Source organism: Acinetobacter sp. SH024 (assembly GCF_000163635.1).
Taxonomy (GTDB): domain Bacteria; phylum Pseudomonadota; class Gammaproteobacteria; order Pseudomonadales; family Moraxellaceae; genus Acinetobacter; species Acinetobacter pittii.
In genome coordinates this window covers 17,090-31,867 of the sequence record NZ_GG753603.1, presented here as the reverse complement: position 1 = coordinate 31,867, position 14,778 = coordinate 17,090, and the positions used below count along the sequence as shown (strand labels likewise).

General features: G+C 41.7%; 14 protein-coding genes. 6 read left to right on the top strand and 8 right to left on the bottom strand.

Annotated features, from left to right (window positions below; all coding sequences use genetic code 11):
- The first annotated feature begins 23 nt into the window (after positions 1 to 23).
- The gene (locus HMPREF0013_RS18940; protein ID WP_005804334.1) at positions 24 to 584 is read left to right on the top strand and encodes a DNA-3-methyladenine glycosylase I; all 561 of its coding nucleotides are present in this window, start codon (positions 24 to 26) and stop codon (positions 582 to 584) included.
- A gap of 38 nt (positions 585 to 622) precedes the next feature.
- A complete protein-coding gene (gene ahr / locus HMPREF0013_RS18935; RefSeq protein ID WP_005804333.1) occupies positions 623 to 1,651 on the top strand; it encodes an NADPH-dependent aldehyde reductase Ahr in 1,029 nt (342 codons plus the stop codon).
- Positions 1,652 to 1,653: 2 nt separating this feature from the next.
- On the opposite strand, the gene HMPREF0013_RS18930 is transcribed toward ahr, so the two are convergent.
- Positions 1,654 to 3,078, bottom strand: a complete 1,425-nt coding sequence (locus tag HMPREF0013_RS18930) for a PLP-dependent aminotransferase family protein (protein WP_005804332.1) — start codon at positions 3,076 to 3,078, stop codon at positions 1,654 to 1,656.
- Between the two features lie 90 nt (positions 3,079 to 3,168).
- On the opposite strand from HMPREF0013_RS18930, the gene HMPREF0013_RS18925 reads away from it, so the two are divergent.
- Positions 3,169 to 3,543 carry a hypothetical protein gene (locus tag HMPREF0013_RS18925; protein WP_005804331.1) on the top strand — a complete coding sequence of 125 codons (375 nt, stop codon included), beginning with the start codon at positions 3,169 to 3,171 and terminating at the stop codon, positions 3,541 to 3,543.
- Here HMPREF0013_RS18925 and HMPREF0013_RS18920 read toward each other — a convergent pair.
- Positions 3,527 to 4,429 carry a LysR family transcriptional regulator gene (locus HMPREF0013_RS18920; RefSeq protein WP_005804330.1) on the bottom strand — a complete coding sequence of 301 codons (903 nt, stop codon included), beginning with the start codon at positions 4,427 to 4,429 and terminating at the stop codon, positions 3,527 to 3,529. The genes HMPREF0013_RS18925 and HMPREF0013_RS18920 overlap by 17 nt on opposite strands.
- Before the next feature lie 120 nt (positions 4,430 to 4,549).
- Between HMPREF0013_RS18920 and dkgB the strand changes: the two genes are divergently transcribed.
- Both dkgB and HMPREF0013_RS18910 read left to right on the top strand, forming a co-directional pair.
- Entirely contained in the window at positions 4,550 to 5,353 is an 804-nt protein-coding gene (gene dkgB / locus HMPREF0013_RS18915; RefSeq protein ID WP_025464149.1) for a 2,5-didehydrogluconate reductase DkgB, read from the top strand.
- 4 nt (positions 5,354 to 5,357) lie between these two features.
- Positions 5,358 to 6,548 (top strand): MFS transporter, encoded by a 1,191-nt coding sequence (locus tag HMPREF0013_RS18910; protein ID WP_005804328.1) that lies wholly within the window; start codon positions 5,358 to 5,360, stop codon positions 6,546 to 6,548.
- Between the two features lie 40 nt (positions 6,549 to 6,588).
- Here the strand turns inward: HMPREF0013_RS18910 and HMPREF0013_RS18905 are convergent, their stop codons facing one another.
- Both HMPREF0013_RS18905 and dapB read right to left on the bottom strand, forming a co-directional pair.
- Positions 6,589 to 7,242, bottom strand: a complete 654-nt coding sequence (locus tag HMPREF0013_RS18905; protein ID WP_002119284.1) for an START domain-containing protein — start codon at positions 7,240 to 7,242, stop codon at positions 6,589 to 6,591.
- 50 nt (positions 7,243 to 7,292) lie between these two features.
- Complete coding sequence (gene dapB / locus HMPREF0013_RS18900) at positions 7,293 to 8,114, bottom strand: 4-hydroxy-tetrahydrodipicolinate reductase (RefSeq protein ID WP_002119175.1); 822 nt, start codon at positions 8,112 to 8,114, stop codon at positions 7,293 to 7,295.
- 184 nt (positions 8,115 to 8,298) lie between these two features.
- On the opposite strand from dapB, the gene HMPREF0013_RS18895 reads away from it, so the two are divergent.
- Positions 8,299 to 8,652, top strand: coding sequence for a hypothetical protein (locus HMPREF0013_RS18895; RefSeq protein ID WP_005804327.1), 354 nt, complete (start codon positions 8,299 to 8,301; stop codon positions 8,650 to 8,652).
- Between the two features lie 115 nt (positions 8,653 to 8,767).
- Here the strand turns inward: HMPREF0013_RS18895 and dnaJ are convergent, their stop codons facing one another.
- From dnaJ to HMPREF0013_RS18875, 4 genes are all read right to left on the bottom strand, one after another.
- Positions 8,768 to 9,880, bottom strand: coding sequence for a molecular chaperone DnaJ (gene dnaJ / locus HMPREF0013_RS18890; RefSeq protein WP_002119101.1), 1,113 nt, complete (start codon positions 9,878 to 9,880; stop codon positions 8,768 to 8,770).
- A gap of 103 nt (positions 9,881 to 9,983) precedes the next feature.
- A complete protein-coding gene (locus HMPREF0013_RS18885; protein WP_005804326.1) occupies positions 9,984 to 10,361 on the bottom strand; it encodes a membrane protein in 378 nt (125 codons plus the stop codon).
- Positions 10,362 to 10,500: 139 nt separating this feature from the next.
- Complete coding sequence (locus HMPREF0013_RS18880; RefSeq protein ID WP_005804325.1) at positions 10,501 to 13,626, bottom strand: efflux RND transporter permease subunit; 3,126 nt, start codon at positions 13,624 to 13,626, stop codon at positions 10,501 to 10,503.
- Positions 13,623 to 14,729 carry an efflux RND transporter periplasmic adaptor subunit gene (locus HMPREF0013_RS18875; RefSeq protein ID WP_005804324.1) on the bottom strand — a complete coding sequence of 369 codons (1,107 nt, stop codon included), beginning with the start codon at positions 14,727 to 14,729 and terminating at the stop codon, positions 13,623 to 13,625. The genes HMPREF0013_RS18880 and HMPREF0013_RS18875 overlap by 4 nt, the downstream gene beginning before the upstream one ends.
- Positions 14,730 to 14,778 lie beyond the last annotated feature (49 nt).

Sequence of the window (14,778 nt, the reverse complement as noted above, 5' to 3'; positions counted from 1 at the left end):
AGATAAATATAAGGAGCATTATCATGAAAACTCAACGTTGCGGATGGTGTTCCGACGATCCACTCTATATTGCCTACCATGATGAAGAATGGGGCAAACCCGAACACGACGAAGCACGATTATTTGAAATGCTCTGTCTTGAAGGTCAGCAAGCCGGCCTATCATGGATTACCGTACTGAAAAAAAGAGAAAGCTATCGTCAGCATTTTTTTAATCATGCGATTGCAGACATTGCTTCATTTACAGATGATTTTCTAGAACTAAAATTATCCGATGCTGGCTTAATTCGTCACTTGGGGAAACTCAAAGCCATTCGTGATAATGCTATTGCTTGGCAAGCGCTCAAAGTACAAGTCGGTGATGTTCCTACATGGCTTTGGCAGTTTGTAGATGCAGCTCCACAAAACAATGATGTTGTAGATTATCGTAAGGCCCCTGCTCAAACCGAACTGAGCGTAAAACTTTCCAAAACTCTTAAAAAGAATGGTTTTAAATTTGTTGGCCCAACCACCTGCTATGCTTTTATGCAGGCAGTAGGCATGGTCGATGATCATGAAAACGATTGTCAATTTAAAGCTTCATAACCCACCAGAACGGTTCAAAGCCGCTTAAGGAGTTTCCGATGAGCAATAATACGATTCAAGCTTATGCTGCAATGCAGGCAGGTGAAAAACTGGTTCCCTATCAATTTGACGCAGGTGAATTACAACCGCATCAGGTTGAGGTAAAAGTTGAATATTGTGGTTTATGTCATTCTGATATTTCTGTTTTAAACAATGAATGGCATTCGACCGTGTACCCTGTGGTTGCAGGTCATGAAATTATTGGACGAATTGTTGCTTTGGGTTCAGAAGCCAAAGGTCTACAAATTGGGCAACGTATCGGCATTGGTTGGACAGCTGAAAGTTGCCAAGCCTGTGATGAATGTATTGGTGGTCAGCAAGTACTGTGTACAGGTGGAAATGTTGCAACAATCGTCGGGCATGCTGGTGGCTTTGCTGATAAAGTCCGTGCAGGTTGGCAATGGGCCATTCCCCTCCCTGAAGATTTAGACGCTGAAAGTGCAGGTCCTTTACTTTGTGGCGGAATTACCGTTTTTGATCCACTACTCAAACACAAAATACAGGCAACGCATCATGTCGGTGTGATTGGTATTGGTGGTTTAGGTCATATCGCCATTAAGCTACTTAAGGCATGGGGCTGTGAAATCACTGCTTTTAGTTCTAACCCAGATAAAACCGAAGAACTCAAAGCAATGGGAGCCGACCATGTGGTAAATAGTCGCGATACAGAGGCAGTAAAAGCTCAAAAAGGTAAATTCGATTTATTGCTAAGTACCGTGAATGTGACTCTAAATTGGTCTGCTTTTATTGCAACACTGGCACCAAACGGAACCTTACATTTCTTAGGCCTTACGCTTGAGCCTGTTCCTGTTTCTGTTGGCTCTCTTATTGGTGGTGCTAAGTCAGTGACTGGTTCACCTACGGGCTCACCTGCTGCACTACGTCAGCTTTTAAAGTTTGCTGCACGTAAAAAAATTGCGCCTCAAATTGAGCTATTTCCAATGTCACAGCTCAATGAAGCAATTGAACGTCTACACTCGGGTCAGGCACGCTACCGCATTGTGCTTAAGGCAGACTTTGCAGAATAAGGCTAACTCACTGTTTTAATCTGTTGCCGTGACCAGTCCGCTAAGTCTTTAATTGCTTGGCGGACATCTGCTGTTAACTCATGACCTGCATTTAAACGAATAAAATGTCTATAGCGTTCATCCTCACCAAAAACATGCCCGGGAACTACGGTAATTCCGTGAGATTTTGCAGTGTAATAGAGCGCCAAACTATCTACGGTTTTAGGTAACTGCATCCATAAGGCATAACCCCCTTCTGGTTGGCTCAATGCAATTGGTATACCTTCAAAGGCATTTAAAATACAACTACGATACTCCTCGACTTGCCGCATCAAATTCGGTCTTAACTGCTCTAAATGCTCCCTGTAACCACGACTATAAATAAAATCAGCTAGGCCTAATTGTAGCGGTGTATTGACCCCTATATTACTGGCTACCAGCTCAAGCCTTAAATGTTGTAGCTTCGCACTTAAACAGAACCACCCTACGCGATACGCACTCGACAATGATTTAGAAACCGATCCACACCAAATCACATAGCCTTCACGGTCCCAATAGCGTATAGGCAATGGCCGCTCACCACTGTAACCACACTCCCCATAAATATCATCTTCGATAATAAAACACTGATACTTTGCTGCTAATTCGGCAATCTTTTGCTTTTCTGCATTACTTAAACAATATCCTAAAGGGTTTTGATAGCTGGCTGTCATTAAGCAAACTTTAGCCAAACCTTGCTTCATAAATGATTCTAAGCGCTCAAGATCGATACCACGATGATGCGCTGGAATTTCAATAATCTGTCGTTTTAAACTGGCTATAAGCTGTAGTTGTCCATTAAAAGTAGGCGTCGGAATTAAAATAGTATCACCTACTTCCGTTAGATGTTGAATCACCAAAGACAAAGCAGGCATGCAGCCATTGGTAATAAAAATATCTTCTGCCGCGATAAAAATCCCATCTTCACGCCAATGATCAGATAACGCTTTTCTTAATTGCTCATGCCCTTGTTTATTACAATAAAGAAAGTCTTGAGGCTGACAATTTTTTAAAGCCCGTTGAATAGAACGACGTAAACCTTCCACAGGAATAAAATGAGGCGTTAACTGAATAGAGCCTAATGGTACAAGATGGCTTTGTAAGGCAGCTTCCTGAATTTGATTATGCAATTCCAGATTTGAAACTTGTCGAGGTAAAGACAAGAAATCTGGACTTTCAGGAATGGGGCCGGATTGTGTACGAGCTACCACAAAATAACCTGACTTTGGCTTTACATAAATAAGCCCCCTCGCCTCAAGTAACTCATAACAACTTTTTGCTGTACTTAAACTAATGCTGTGCTGACGAGCAAAATCTCGTAAAGAAATAAGTTTCTGATGAGGTTTAAGCTCATCTTGATAAATACGATGTGCTAATTGATTGGCAAGAACCTGATATTGGAAAGTCATTCTGTGCTGCTTTTTTAAAAATTTCTGTATCTGTACTGATTTATAGAACACCTTTAGGCTATAGAAATCAACTCAGAAAGTAGCAAAGTCATGAAATTAAAAGCTATATTGTTATTTACTATTGTTTTAGCTGGTTGCCAACCCCAACCAAAAAACCAGCAGCACATGCACACAGTTTGTCAAAGTTTAATTGAAGGTTATTTAAAAATGACCAACCAACAAGACTACAAACTTACCCAGCGTACTGATGATAAAGCTAATGCTATTTCCGATTATCAATATCAGCGTAATAGCTCAAATGAAGTCGTCATGGTGAATTCAGTTTATTCCAAATTATATTTTAGCTGCCGAGAACAGCAAAAAAGCTATTTTCTGGCTCAACATTCATCCCAAGGACAAACGACTCCTATTCTAGAAGTTCATTTTCCAACTGATAGTTATAAGAGTTTTAGAGAGCGTTTTTAAAACCGTCTTTTAATTGTTCTGCCAAAAACTCAATAAATAAACGAATTCGTTTTGGTAGATGCTCTTGTTGATAATACACAGCATGGATGCTTTGATATTGATGTTCAATTTGGTCTTCGAATAATGCAATCAAACGTCCTTCTTGAATATCTTTCCAAATTTCAAATTCAGATAGTCGTGCAATACCATGTCCTCTAATCGTGAGTTGGCGTACCGTCTCACCACTAGAAGCTTTAATATTTGCTTGTGCAAAAAAATATTCATCGCCGACTTTAATCGGCCAGCTGTTAATATAAGCAGGTCTGGTAAAACCAATCAGATCATGCTGTTCAAGCTGTTCAGGTTGTGTCGGTGTACCCTTAATTGCTAAATACTCAGGGCTTGCAACGATAAATAAGCGACTTTTACATACTAATTTGGCATGAAGACTTGAATCATTAAGTTCTCCGAATCGAAATGCCACATCGGTTTTATGTTGTAGCAGGTCAATCACCTGATCATTACTATTTAACTCAATTTCAATATTTGGATAGCACTCACGAAACTTATGCATTAATGGCGCAATAACGTGTAAGACAAACGGCGTTGCTGAATCAATGCGAATAAGTCCCGCAGTACCCTGATCAGATTTTTGTAGTTCTTCTTCAGCCGCATTTAGCTCATTTAAGATTTTACGGGCCTTTACCAGAAACTGTTGTCCTTCTTGAGTGAGTTTCAATTTACGTGTCGTTCGTTCTAATAAGGTCACATCTAACTTCGCTTCTAGGCGCGTTAAAGATCGACTGACTCCTGAAGGCGTTTGTTTTAAATGTTCTGCCGCCGCAACAAAAGAGCCCGTATCAACGATTGCGATAAACGCGACCAGCTCTTCAATTGTTGATTTCATGTCTTATTCCATTATTGACTAATGATCAAAGATATTTTGCTTATTCATCTATTTTTTCGCAACAATAAAAAAAGCAAAATACACATCAAGTTAAATGATTATTCAAATTTAGGTAAACACATGAATATCCCACGTTTTGGTCTAGGAACTTTCCGTCTTAAAGAACAAGCAGTTATTGATTCTGTTAAAACTGCTTTAGACGTAGGTTACCGTGTCATTGATACTGCTCAAATTTATGACAATGAAGCAGCAATTGGTCAAGCGATTGCCGAAAGCGGTGTATCACGTCAGGACTTATTTTTAACCACAAAAATCTGGGTAGATAATTTTGCTCAAGATAAGTTTATTCCAAGCTTAAAAGAGAGCCTACAAAAGCTTCGTACTGACCATGTTGACCTCACTTTGATCCATTGGCCAGCACCAGATTTAGGCGTTTCGATTCCTGAAGTTATGAAGCTTTTACTTGAAGCAAAACAACAGGGCTTAACTAAACAAATTGGTATTTCAAACTTCAATATTGAGCTTACTCAACAAGCAATTGACACAATTGGTGTAGAGCATATTGCAACCAACCAGATTGAGTTAAGCCCTTATCTTCAAAACCATAAGCTTGTGAATTTCTTACAAGAGAAGAATATTGATGTCACTTCATACATGACTCTTGCGTACGGTAAAGTGCTTCAAGACCCAGTTCTCGCTGAAATTGCAGCAGCGCATAAAGCAACAACAGCACAAATTGCACTAGCGTGGGCATTGCAACGTGGTTTTGCAGTCATTCCATCTTCGACTAAACGTGAAAACCTGATGAGCAACTTAAAAGCACAGGATATCGAGTTAACTTCAGCTGAAATGCAAATGATTGCTGAACTCGACCGCAACAGTCGTGAAGTTAGCCCAGAGCCATGGGCACCAGTTTGGGACTAAACTCATGAACACTCAATCAAATACGGCGTTCTCGTTATTGGCATTGGCAATAGGTGCCTTTGCGATTGGCACCACTGAATTCTCACCAATGGGATTGTTGCCGAATATCGCTAATGATTTAGGGATTTCAATTCCAACGGCCGGTATGTTAATTACAGGTTATGCACTTGGTGTCATGCTAGGTGCTCCATTCATGACCCTATGGTTCGGTGGTTTTGCACGCCGTAATGCACTTATTTTGCTGATGGCGATCTTTACGGTCGGTAACCTAATCGCAGCGTTTTCACCAAGCTATATGAGCTTATTAGGTGCACGTCTCATTACAAGCTTGAACCATGGTGCTTTCTTCGGGATTGGCTCTGTTGTAGCGGCAAGCATTGTACCCGCACACAAACAGGCCAGTGCTGTAGCCACCATGTTTATGGGTTTAACCATTGCCAATATCGGTGGTGTACCGTTAGCAACATGGGTTGGGCAAAACATTGGCTGGCGTATGTCTTTCCTTGCGATTTCTTTGCTTGGTGTAATTACCATGCTCGCTTTATGGAAAGCGCTCCCTCAAGGTATGGTTGCCCAAAAACCAAATGTGAAAGCTGAGTTGAAGGTATTAACGCGTACTCCTGTGATCCTTGCGCTACTCACCACCGTACTCGGTGCAGGCGCAATGTTTACGCTCTACACCTATATTGCGCCAAGTTTGACTGAGTTTACCCATGCTTCACCTACTTTCATTACGTTCATGTTGGTATTGATTGGTGTCGGTTTCTCAATTGGTAACCATTTAGGCGGACGTTTTGCAGATTTGTCGATTAATAAAACTTTGATTGGTTTCTTGGTTCTGTTAATTGTGATGATGGTGACTTTCCCAATTCTTGCACAAAGCCAGATTGGAGCAGCCATTGCATTAGTGATCTGGGGTGCAGCAACCTTTGCTTTAGTACCACCTTTGCAAATGCGTGTAATGTCAGTCGCTCATGAAGCACCGGGACTTGCCTCTTCAGTAAATATCGGTGCGTTTAACTTAGGTAATGCCGTAGGTGCAGCAGCAGGTGCGTTAGTACTCGATTTAGGTTGGGGTTATAGCGCAGTATCATTTGCTGGAGCATTACTAGCTGGCTTAGGTTTGTTATTGGTTTTATTTCAAATCAAACGCGAAAGTAGCCCTGCACAAGCTTTACAGCAGTGTTCAGATTAATAAAAAAGCGCCTGATCTCAGGCGCTTTTTTTTAAGCTATTTATTTTAAAATATCTGGTAATTTAGGGTGTTCATAAATCGGACTGGTCACTTCCCGCTTCATTTTGAGCAGCATCTGGTAAGGTTGCTGTTGAACAAACATATTTACAAAGCTCAACGGAATTGCTCCAGCAGGGTCAGCGTAACCACTGGTCGTTACTTTCACCTTATTATTTGCAAGTTTCTGGAATGTCCAATCCCCTTCATAGCGTGTTAAGCGCACTACATCAGGTTGTATCGGATAATTTCCACTAATTGCAGTATTTTTAATTGTCACAACACCATTTGCAGCCTTGCTCATTTTTCCTTTTACAACCACATCGCGATCTTTCAAAGGAAACGGAAAATCCAACACCATGTACAGTGTGAACTCACCTTTTTTCTCATCTTGAGACAACATTTCAACTTTGCCCATATAAGGCACCCACTGGTCAGCACGATTTACATCTAAAATCACAGCGACAGCGCGTTCAAGTGGCACATCAAATGTCGTTTCAGCCTTATATTGAAAGACTGGATTATCAGTTTTTTGATAGGTCCAGACTTTAATATTATTGCGGTCTAAGCTGAGTTTAGCTTTTTCTGTAGAAGCAGCCCCCGTCCAGAGGCTGCTTAAGCAAAGAAGAGTGGTCAAGGCAATTTGTTTTTTATTCATGTTCTGCTCTATCTTGTTTTTCTCGCTACACATGGAATACGTACAGGGTTTTATACCTGTACGTCGTTCAATCCTAAAACATCTTTCATGTCATATTTACGCGCTTCACGGCCCACAACCCATGCAGCAGCTCGTACTGCACCAGCAGCAAAGTTCATACGGTTAGTCGCTTTATGAGTCACTTCAACACGCTCACCTTCACCAATAAACATGACAGTGTGTTCGCCAACGATGTCACCACCACGAATGGTTTCAAAGCCAATCGTTTGACGGTCACGTGGGCCTGTATGCCCTTCACGGCCATACACAGCAACTTCTTTTAAGTTACGACCTAAAGTATCTGCAATTGCTTCGCCCATCATTAATGCTGTACCTGACGGCGCATCTACTTTATGACGGTGGTGAGCTTCAATCACTTCAATATCTACTGTATCGCCAAATACTTTTGCTGCAAGCTCAAGTAACTTGATTGATACATTTACGCCCACTGAATAGTTCGCAGCGTAAACCACAGGGGTATGTGTAGCGACTTCGTCTAACTCAGCTTTTTGCTCATCTGACATACCTGTTGTACCAATAACCATGGCAACCCCAGCTTCACGACAAAGCTTTAAATGCTGAGCAGTTGCAACTGGTGCAGTAAAATCAATGATTACATCACAGTCTTTAAGAACTTCTGCTAAGTTTCCTGAAACCTTCACACCCACTGAACCAATACCAGCAAGCTCACCTGCATCCGTGCCCACCAAACTACTTTCCGGACGCTCTACCGCAGCAGCTAATTGATAGCCTGCCTGTTGAACTGCTTGAATAAGCGTACGGCCCATACGACCGCCTGCACCTAAAATACCAATGCGTGGAGCTGCTGACATAATCTTCCCAATCTTCGGTTTTACGTAATTTACCTACTATATCAAAACTCTTTGCTCATCTTAAAAAGTAAAAATTATTTTTTGAGATGAATCAAAATTTAATCTGTTTTCACAAAAGTTAAAGAATTGATCGGCACACTACGAAGCCACGAATGAGAAAAAGATGACTATAAAGGAGTTCAGCATGCATTCGAGAATTATTAGCTTCACAGTGATGATGGGGATTATGAGTTCAGTGGCATTTGCAGAGCCTGCAATCCAGCCAGGAGACACATTAGAAAGTTTATCTAAAGCGCGTATTACAACAAACGTAAATACCCAAACACCAACGCCTACAGCTCAAACAAGCAATGCCAATGCTGACGTTAAAGTTGAAGATATTGACCCGATTATTGGCGAAACTACAGCAGAAATATCTAAAGCAGCTGTACAGCCACAAGCAGTAGCCGCAACAGTGATCGAAAATGCTCCGACTCTTGCTTCTAGCGAACCGACTGTAAGTGTTAATGATATTGATGTTGCTCACCCTACAGAGTAAACAGACATAATTTTTCTTTTAAGCAGAATAAAAATAATAAGATACATCAGCGCAATAAAAAGGCGGATATTGATAAAATATCCGCCTTCTTTTTAATTTCTTGTCTAATCAAGTATTAATCGAACAAACGATCAAAGAATGATTTTTTCTTCGGTGAAGAAGCACTGTCTTCGCCATCAAAAGAAGCTTGCAACTCTTTAAGTAATTCACGTTGACGAGAATTTAAGTTGACTGGTGTTTCTACCACAATACGGCAAAGTAAATCACCGACCATGCTGCTACGTACTGGACGAACACCTTTACCACGTAAACGGAATAATTTACCTGTTTGAGTTCCCTCAGGAATCTTCAAGCTAACACGGCCTTCCAAAGTTGGAATCTCAATTTCTTTACCAAGTGCAGCATCAGCAATGCTTACTGGTACATCCATATAAAGATCGGCACCATCACGTTGGAAAATTTCGTGTTCACGAACTACAACTTCAACGTACAAGTCACCTGATTGGCCATCACGAATTGCTTCGCCTTTACCACTCAAACGAACGCGGTCACCATTATCTACACCCGCTGGAATAGTAACTTCCAACGTTTGCTGGCGATCGGCAACACCTGAACCATGACATGCCTGACAAGGGTTTTTAATAATTTTACCTTGGCCACGACACGTACCACATGTTTGTTGTACAGAGAAGAAACCTTGCTGCATACGAACTTGTCCTGAACCATGACAAGTTTTACAGGTTTCAACATCTTTTGGATTTTTAGAGCCTTTACCATCACACACATCACATGGTGCAGGAGCAGTAAAGGTAATGGTTTTTTTCACCCCTTTTACAGCTTCTTCAAGGGTAAGTTCCATTACATAGCGTAAATCTGATCCACGACGTTGACGCTGTTGACGTCCACCACCACCGAATGCGCCACCGAAGATATCACCGAACTGGCTAAAAATATCTTCTGCACTAAATCCGCCGAAGCCACCACCGCCCCCGCCAAAGCCACCTTCGAACGCATTATGACCCATGCGATCGTACATGCTACGCTTTTCGCTGTCCGATAAAACTTCATAAGCTTCAGCAGCTTCTTTAAATTTCTCTTCAGCTTCGGCATTGTCAGGGTTTCTATCAGGATGATATTTCATCGCCAATTTACGGTAGGCTTTTTTGATCTCATCATCACTTGCGGTTTTTGAAACGCCTAAAACCTCATAATAATCACGTTTAGCCATTTTTGGCGGTGCTCCTCACGGAATTTTATCAATACTCTATTGCCGACTAAATTGGGGACTTTAGCCGAATTTACAAGGGGGAAATGTTTAAAAAATAGATATATTAAAAAACTGCCTTATTTTTTAAATATTTAGACAAGCCTTTTAACCATGCATTTAATAGAAATAACCACGCAATAGCGCTAAAAACTACGCCAGCGACCGTAGAGGCTGTGACCCAAAGATTACTATCCCATGCAAAGAAGAAGAGCGGAATGAACCAGACAACAGCAAAAATTGCCATAAATAGAAATAGAATCCCGTTGCGCATAATCCATAGCGCATGCGCATGAATCCAAACTTCTGCATTATCTACAACTGCCACTTTACGAGCGACCAAATAAGCAAAGGCCGCAAAAATAACCGTAAACAATGCAAGAAACATGAACGCATAAGAAATTACTATATAACGGCGATGCTGTTCGATATGGTCTTGCCCCATCTGTATTTCACCTCAATTCACTGCATTTTGCCTATTTTTTATGCAGTGAAATAATCCTGTATTTTTTGTGTAAAGACAGGTGCTACTATATTGGAGTTTTCAATATTTCGCACCTTTATTCACAAAAAATTTATGTATTTTATGCGGTTTTTTTCACCTTAAACCACGCTGCGTAGAGTGCAGGTAGGAAAAATAATGTCAGTAAGGTGGCAACAATCAATCCACCCATGATTGCAACAGCCATCGGACCAAAGAAAATACTTCGAGAAAGTGGAATCATGGCCAGAACTGCGGCTAAAGCAGTCAAAATAATTGGACGGAATCGACGCACTGTCGCTTCAATAATTGCTTCCCAAGTTGGATGTCCAGCTTGTCGGTCCTGCTCAATTTGATCAATCAAAATAAGCGAGTTACGCATGATCATACCAGAGAGCGCAATTGTGCCTAACATGGCCACAAAGCCAAATGGTTTGTTAAATAACAGTAAGAATAAAACAACACCAATTAAACCCAGTGGAGCTGTTAACAGCACAATCGTCGAGCGAGACAAGCTTTTGAGCTGAATCATCAGTAATGTCATGACCACTGCCAAAAAGAGTGGCATACCCGCATTCACAGAATTTTGCCCACGTGCAGACTCTTCTACGGTTCCACCCACTTCAATTAGATAGCCACTTGGCAATTCAGCACGTAACTTATCCATTGATTCAGCTAACTCACCCACAACAGTAGCAGGCTGCAAATTGGTACGAATATCTGCACGAACAGTAATCGTCGGTAAGCGGTTACGATGCCAGATCAAACCATCTTCAAACTTATACTCAATCTTCGCAATTTGAGCTAAAGGTACAGTAGTTCCATTGTTCGTTGGCACAGCTAAGCTTGCCAGTGAAGCCACTTCAACGCGCTCTGCTTGGTCCCCGCGTAAGCGAATTTCAATGAGTTCACGTTTTTCACGATATTGCTCAATCGCACTACCAGTAATTGATGCATTAATGAAATTCGCTAAATCCAGACTAGAGACACCCATTTGTCGAGCACGGTCTTGATCAATTTGAATGGAAATGATCTTACTTGGCTCGCCCCAATCTAAATGCACATTGGTGGTATTCGGGTTTTCACTCATTACTTTAGCGACTTGCTGTGCTTCTTTACGTACCAGATTTAAATCTTCACCTGACACACGATATTGCAATGGATAACCCACAGGTGGGCCATTTTCGAGTAATGACACACGAGTACGGACTTGTGGGAGTAACTGCTTAATTTGTGTTTCTAACGAACGACGAATGTCATCACGATCATCAAGTGATGATGCGAGTACAACAAACTGAGCAAAGCTGGCTTGTGGTAATTGTTGGTCTAAAGGTAAATAAAAACGTGGTGAACCTGTACCCACATAGGCCACATAGTTATCAATACCTTTTTGTTTCGACAAGAATTTTTCAACCTTTTGCACAGCTTGTTCTGTTGCTGTTAAAGAGGCGCCTTCTTCAAGCTTTAAATCGACTAAAATCTCGGCACGGTTTGAAGGCGGGAAAAACTGCTGAGGTACCATCTTAAACATCAGCACAGAGAGTACAAAAATCCCCACTGTCGTTGCAATCACGGTTTTACGATAGGTCACACAAAACTCGACCATCTTTCTAAAACGTAAATAGAAACTAGATTGATAAGGATCGTAATGATGGTCCTGTGAAATTGCCACAGTTTGCGGTTGCGGTTTTTTCGTTAATCTTGCCCACAAACGGACATACCAAGGGGCCTGATGTCCTAACTTGGTAAAATCTGGTAATAGCTTTTCACCTAAATAAGGTACGAATAAAACTGCCGCGATCCAAGACACCAATAAAGCAATGGTCACGACCTGAAAAATAGAGCGTGTGTATTCGCCTGTACTAGACTGAGCCGTAGCAATCGGTAAAAAACCTGCCGCGGTAATCAATGTTCCCGTGAGCATCGGAAATGCGGTAGTTTTCCACGCAAATCCGGCGGCTTTAATTCGGCTATAGCCCTGCTCCATCTTAATGGCCATCATCTCGACGGCGATAATGGCGTCATCGACTAACAGACCTAACGCCAAGATCAAAGCACCAAGTGAAATCTTATGCAGTCCGACATCGAATAAACTCATACCGGCAAAGGTCATTGCTAAAACTAATGGAATAGAAAAAGCGACCACCAATCCCGTACGGAAGCCTAAAGAGAAAAAACTCACTAACAAGACAATAATGACTGCTTCAGCGAGTACCTTCACAAACTCATGAATACTGCGTTGTACTGCTACAGGTTGGTCAGAAACTTTTTGCAATTTCATGCCGAGTGGCAAGGTCTTTTGCAGTTGGGCAAATTCTGTTTCTAGATTTTTACCAAGGGCAATAATGTCACCGCCTTTACGCATCGAAACGGCAATGCCAATACCATTTTCACCCATGAAACGCATACGTGGTTGAGCAGGCTGACTAAAACCACGATAAACATCAGCAACGTCACCAAGCTGGATGGTTTTATCACCGACCAATAAAGGTGTTTTTTTAATTTCATCAATGTTTTGTAGATGACCACTTACTCTAATTTGAATACGGTCTGTACCCGTTTCAAAAAAGCCAGCACTTGCCATACTATTTTGCTTTTGTAAGGCTTCTTGAATCGCTGTAACTGGAATTCCGAGCTGCACCGCTTTAGTGTTAGAAATCTCAACCCATATTTTTTGGTCTTGTAGACCAATCAATTCGACCTTACTGACATCCTTGACTCGTTGAAGCTGTAATTGCAAACGATCTGCATATTCTTTCAAAAGTGCATAGTCAAAGTCTTTGCCTGTCAGTACATAAATATTACCGAAAGTGTCCCCAAATTCATCGTTAAAAAATGGGCCTTGTACACCGTTTGGCAGTTCATGGCGAATATCATTCACCTTCTTACGGACGTTATACCACACGTCAGGAATCTGTGCCGATGTCAGCGAGTCCTTGGCAACAAACGTAACCATCGACTCACCTGGGCGGGAGTAAGCCATAATCTTGTCATATTGACCTGTGGTCATCAGTTCCTTTTCGATACGGTCAGTCACCAGCGTTGAAACTTCTTTCGCTGTTGCTCCCGGCCAATAGGTTTGTACGACCATGACTTTAAAAGTAAATGGTGGGTCTTCACTTTGTGAGAGTTTTGAATAAGAGATCGCGCCGATAATGCCGAGTAACAGCATAAAATAAAGGACGATACCTTTATTATTTAATGCCCATTCCGAGAGATTGAATTTCATGGTTGGGTTGCTCCCTGAATTTTCACCGCACGGTTTTCACGGTCAATCGGGTGAATCTTCTGCTTATCGCGTAGCAAATGCACACCACCAATCACCACCCAATCATTTGGTGTTAAACCAGATAGCACGGGTACACTGTCTCTGCCATATGCACCAACAGTTACAGGTACTTTGCGTAAAGTTTGATTCGCATTAACAACCCAGACATAAGGCTGATTATCTGTTGCTGAAACACTCGAAAGTGGCACACTCATCACGTTGGTTTGAGTTGAGGTAAAAAATACGCGTGCACTTTGTCCAAGTTGGATAACAGACTGCCCTTCTTTGAGTGCAACTTTCACTGTAAAGGTACGAGACTGATCCGCTGCCGGAGAAACTTCACGTACATATCCGGCAAACCTTTCATTCGGTTTAGACCACAAGGTGATCCAAGCGCCTTGACCAACTTTAATCTCGGTAACTGCTTGTTCAGGAACACCAATAACAACTTCACGCTCTCCATCAATTGCAAGTTGATAAGCAGCTTGTCCTGCTGCAACCACTTGTCCAATTTCTATATTTCGCGCAGTAATCACCCCGTTTTTGTTAGAAACGAGTTGGTTATAACCTGTCTGGTTAGCAGAAACCTCATAGTTAGAACGAGCTTGTTGTAGTGCTGCCTGTGCCGCGTCATATTGATTTTTTACCGTATCGAATTGCGAACGGCTCACTGCATTAATAGGGAGTAATTGTTGAAAACGTTTAAGTTCATCTGCTGCTGTTTTTGCTGAAGCCTGTGCATTATCCAGTTGGGCTTTAGCAGCATTTAATTGTAACTGAGCATCTGCCACATCGAGTTTTGCTAATACTTGTCCAACTTTAACTCGGTCGCCTACATCCACATAGCGCGCCGTAACTTGTCCACCAACCCGAAATGCCAAAGCCGTTTGTTGTCTAGCCTGCACATCCCCTGCATAGCTTTTTTGTTCATTGAGTGTGGTTAATGGCTGCGCCACCATCACATAGGGTATTTCTTCTGTTTTGGGTGCTTCTTTACTGCATCCCATTAATGTGACCGTACAAACAATCACCATACTCATGATGAGAGGTTTTAACAGATTCATATCTTATCGCTCTTATTCAAACTGATTTTTTAAGGCACAATATGCTTGC

Excerpts from the sequence above, each read along its gene's own strand:
- HMPREF0013_RS18940 (WP_005804334.1), top strand. The coding sequence starts at position 24 with ATGAAAACTCAACGTTGCGGATGGTGTTCCGACGATCCACTCTATATT.
- ahr (WP_005804333.1), top strand. The coding sequence starts at position 623 with ATGAGCAATAATACGATTCAAGCTTATGCTGCAATGCAGGCAGGTGAA.
- HMPREF0013_RS18930 (WP_005804332.1), bottom strand. The coding sequence starts at position 3,078 with ATGACTTTCCAATATCAGGTTCTTGCCAATCAATTAGCACATCGTATT.
- HMPREF0013_RS18925 (WP_005804331.1), top strand. The coding sequence starts at position 3,169 with ATGAAATTAAAAGCTATATTGTTATTTACTATTGTTTTAGCTGGTTGC.
- HMPREF0013_RS18920 (WP_005804330.1), bottom strand. The coding sequence starts at position 4,429 with ATGAAATCAACAATTGAAGAGCTGGTCGCGTTTATCGCAATCGTTGAT.
- dkgB (WP_025464149.1), top strand. The coding sequence starts at position 4,550 with ATGAATATCCCACGTTTTGGTCTAGGAACTTTCCGTCTTAAAGAACAA.
- HMPREF0013_RS18910 (WP_005804328.1), top strand. The coding sequence starts at position 5,358 with ATGAACACTCAATCAAATACGGCGTTCTCGTTATTGGCATTGGCAATA.
- HMPREF0013_RS18905 (WP_002119284.1), bottom strand. The coding sequence starts at position 7,242 with ATGAATAAAAAACAAATTGCCTTGACCACTCTTCTTTGCTTAAGCAGC.
- dapB (WP_002119175.1), bottom strand. The coding sequence starts at position 8,114 with ATGTCAGCAGCTCCACGCATTGGTATTTTAGGTGCAGGCGGTCGTATG.
- HMPREF0013_RS18895 (WP_005804327.1), top strand. The coding sequence starts at position 8,299 with ATGCATTCGAGAATTATTAGCTTCACAGTGATGATGGGGATTATGAGT.
- dnaJ (WP_002119101.1), bottom strand. The coding sequence starts at position 9,880 with ATGGCTAAACGTGATTATTATGAGGTTTTAGGCGTTTCAAAAACCGCA.
- HMPREF0013_RS18885 (WP_005804326.1), bottom strand. The coding sequence starts at position 10,361 with ATGGGGCAAGACCATATCGAACAGCATCGCCGTTATATAGTAATTTCT.
- HMPREF0013_RS18880 (WP_005804325.1), bottom strand. The coding sequence starts at position 13,626 with ATGAAATTCAATCTCTCGGAATGGGCATTAAATAATAAAGGTATCGTC.
- HMPREF0013_RS18875 (WP_005804324.1), bottom strand. The coding sequence starts at position 14,729 with ATGAATCTGTTAAAACCTCTCATCATGAGTATGGTGATTGTTTGTACG.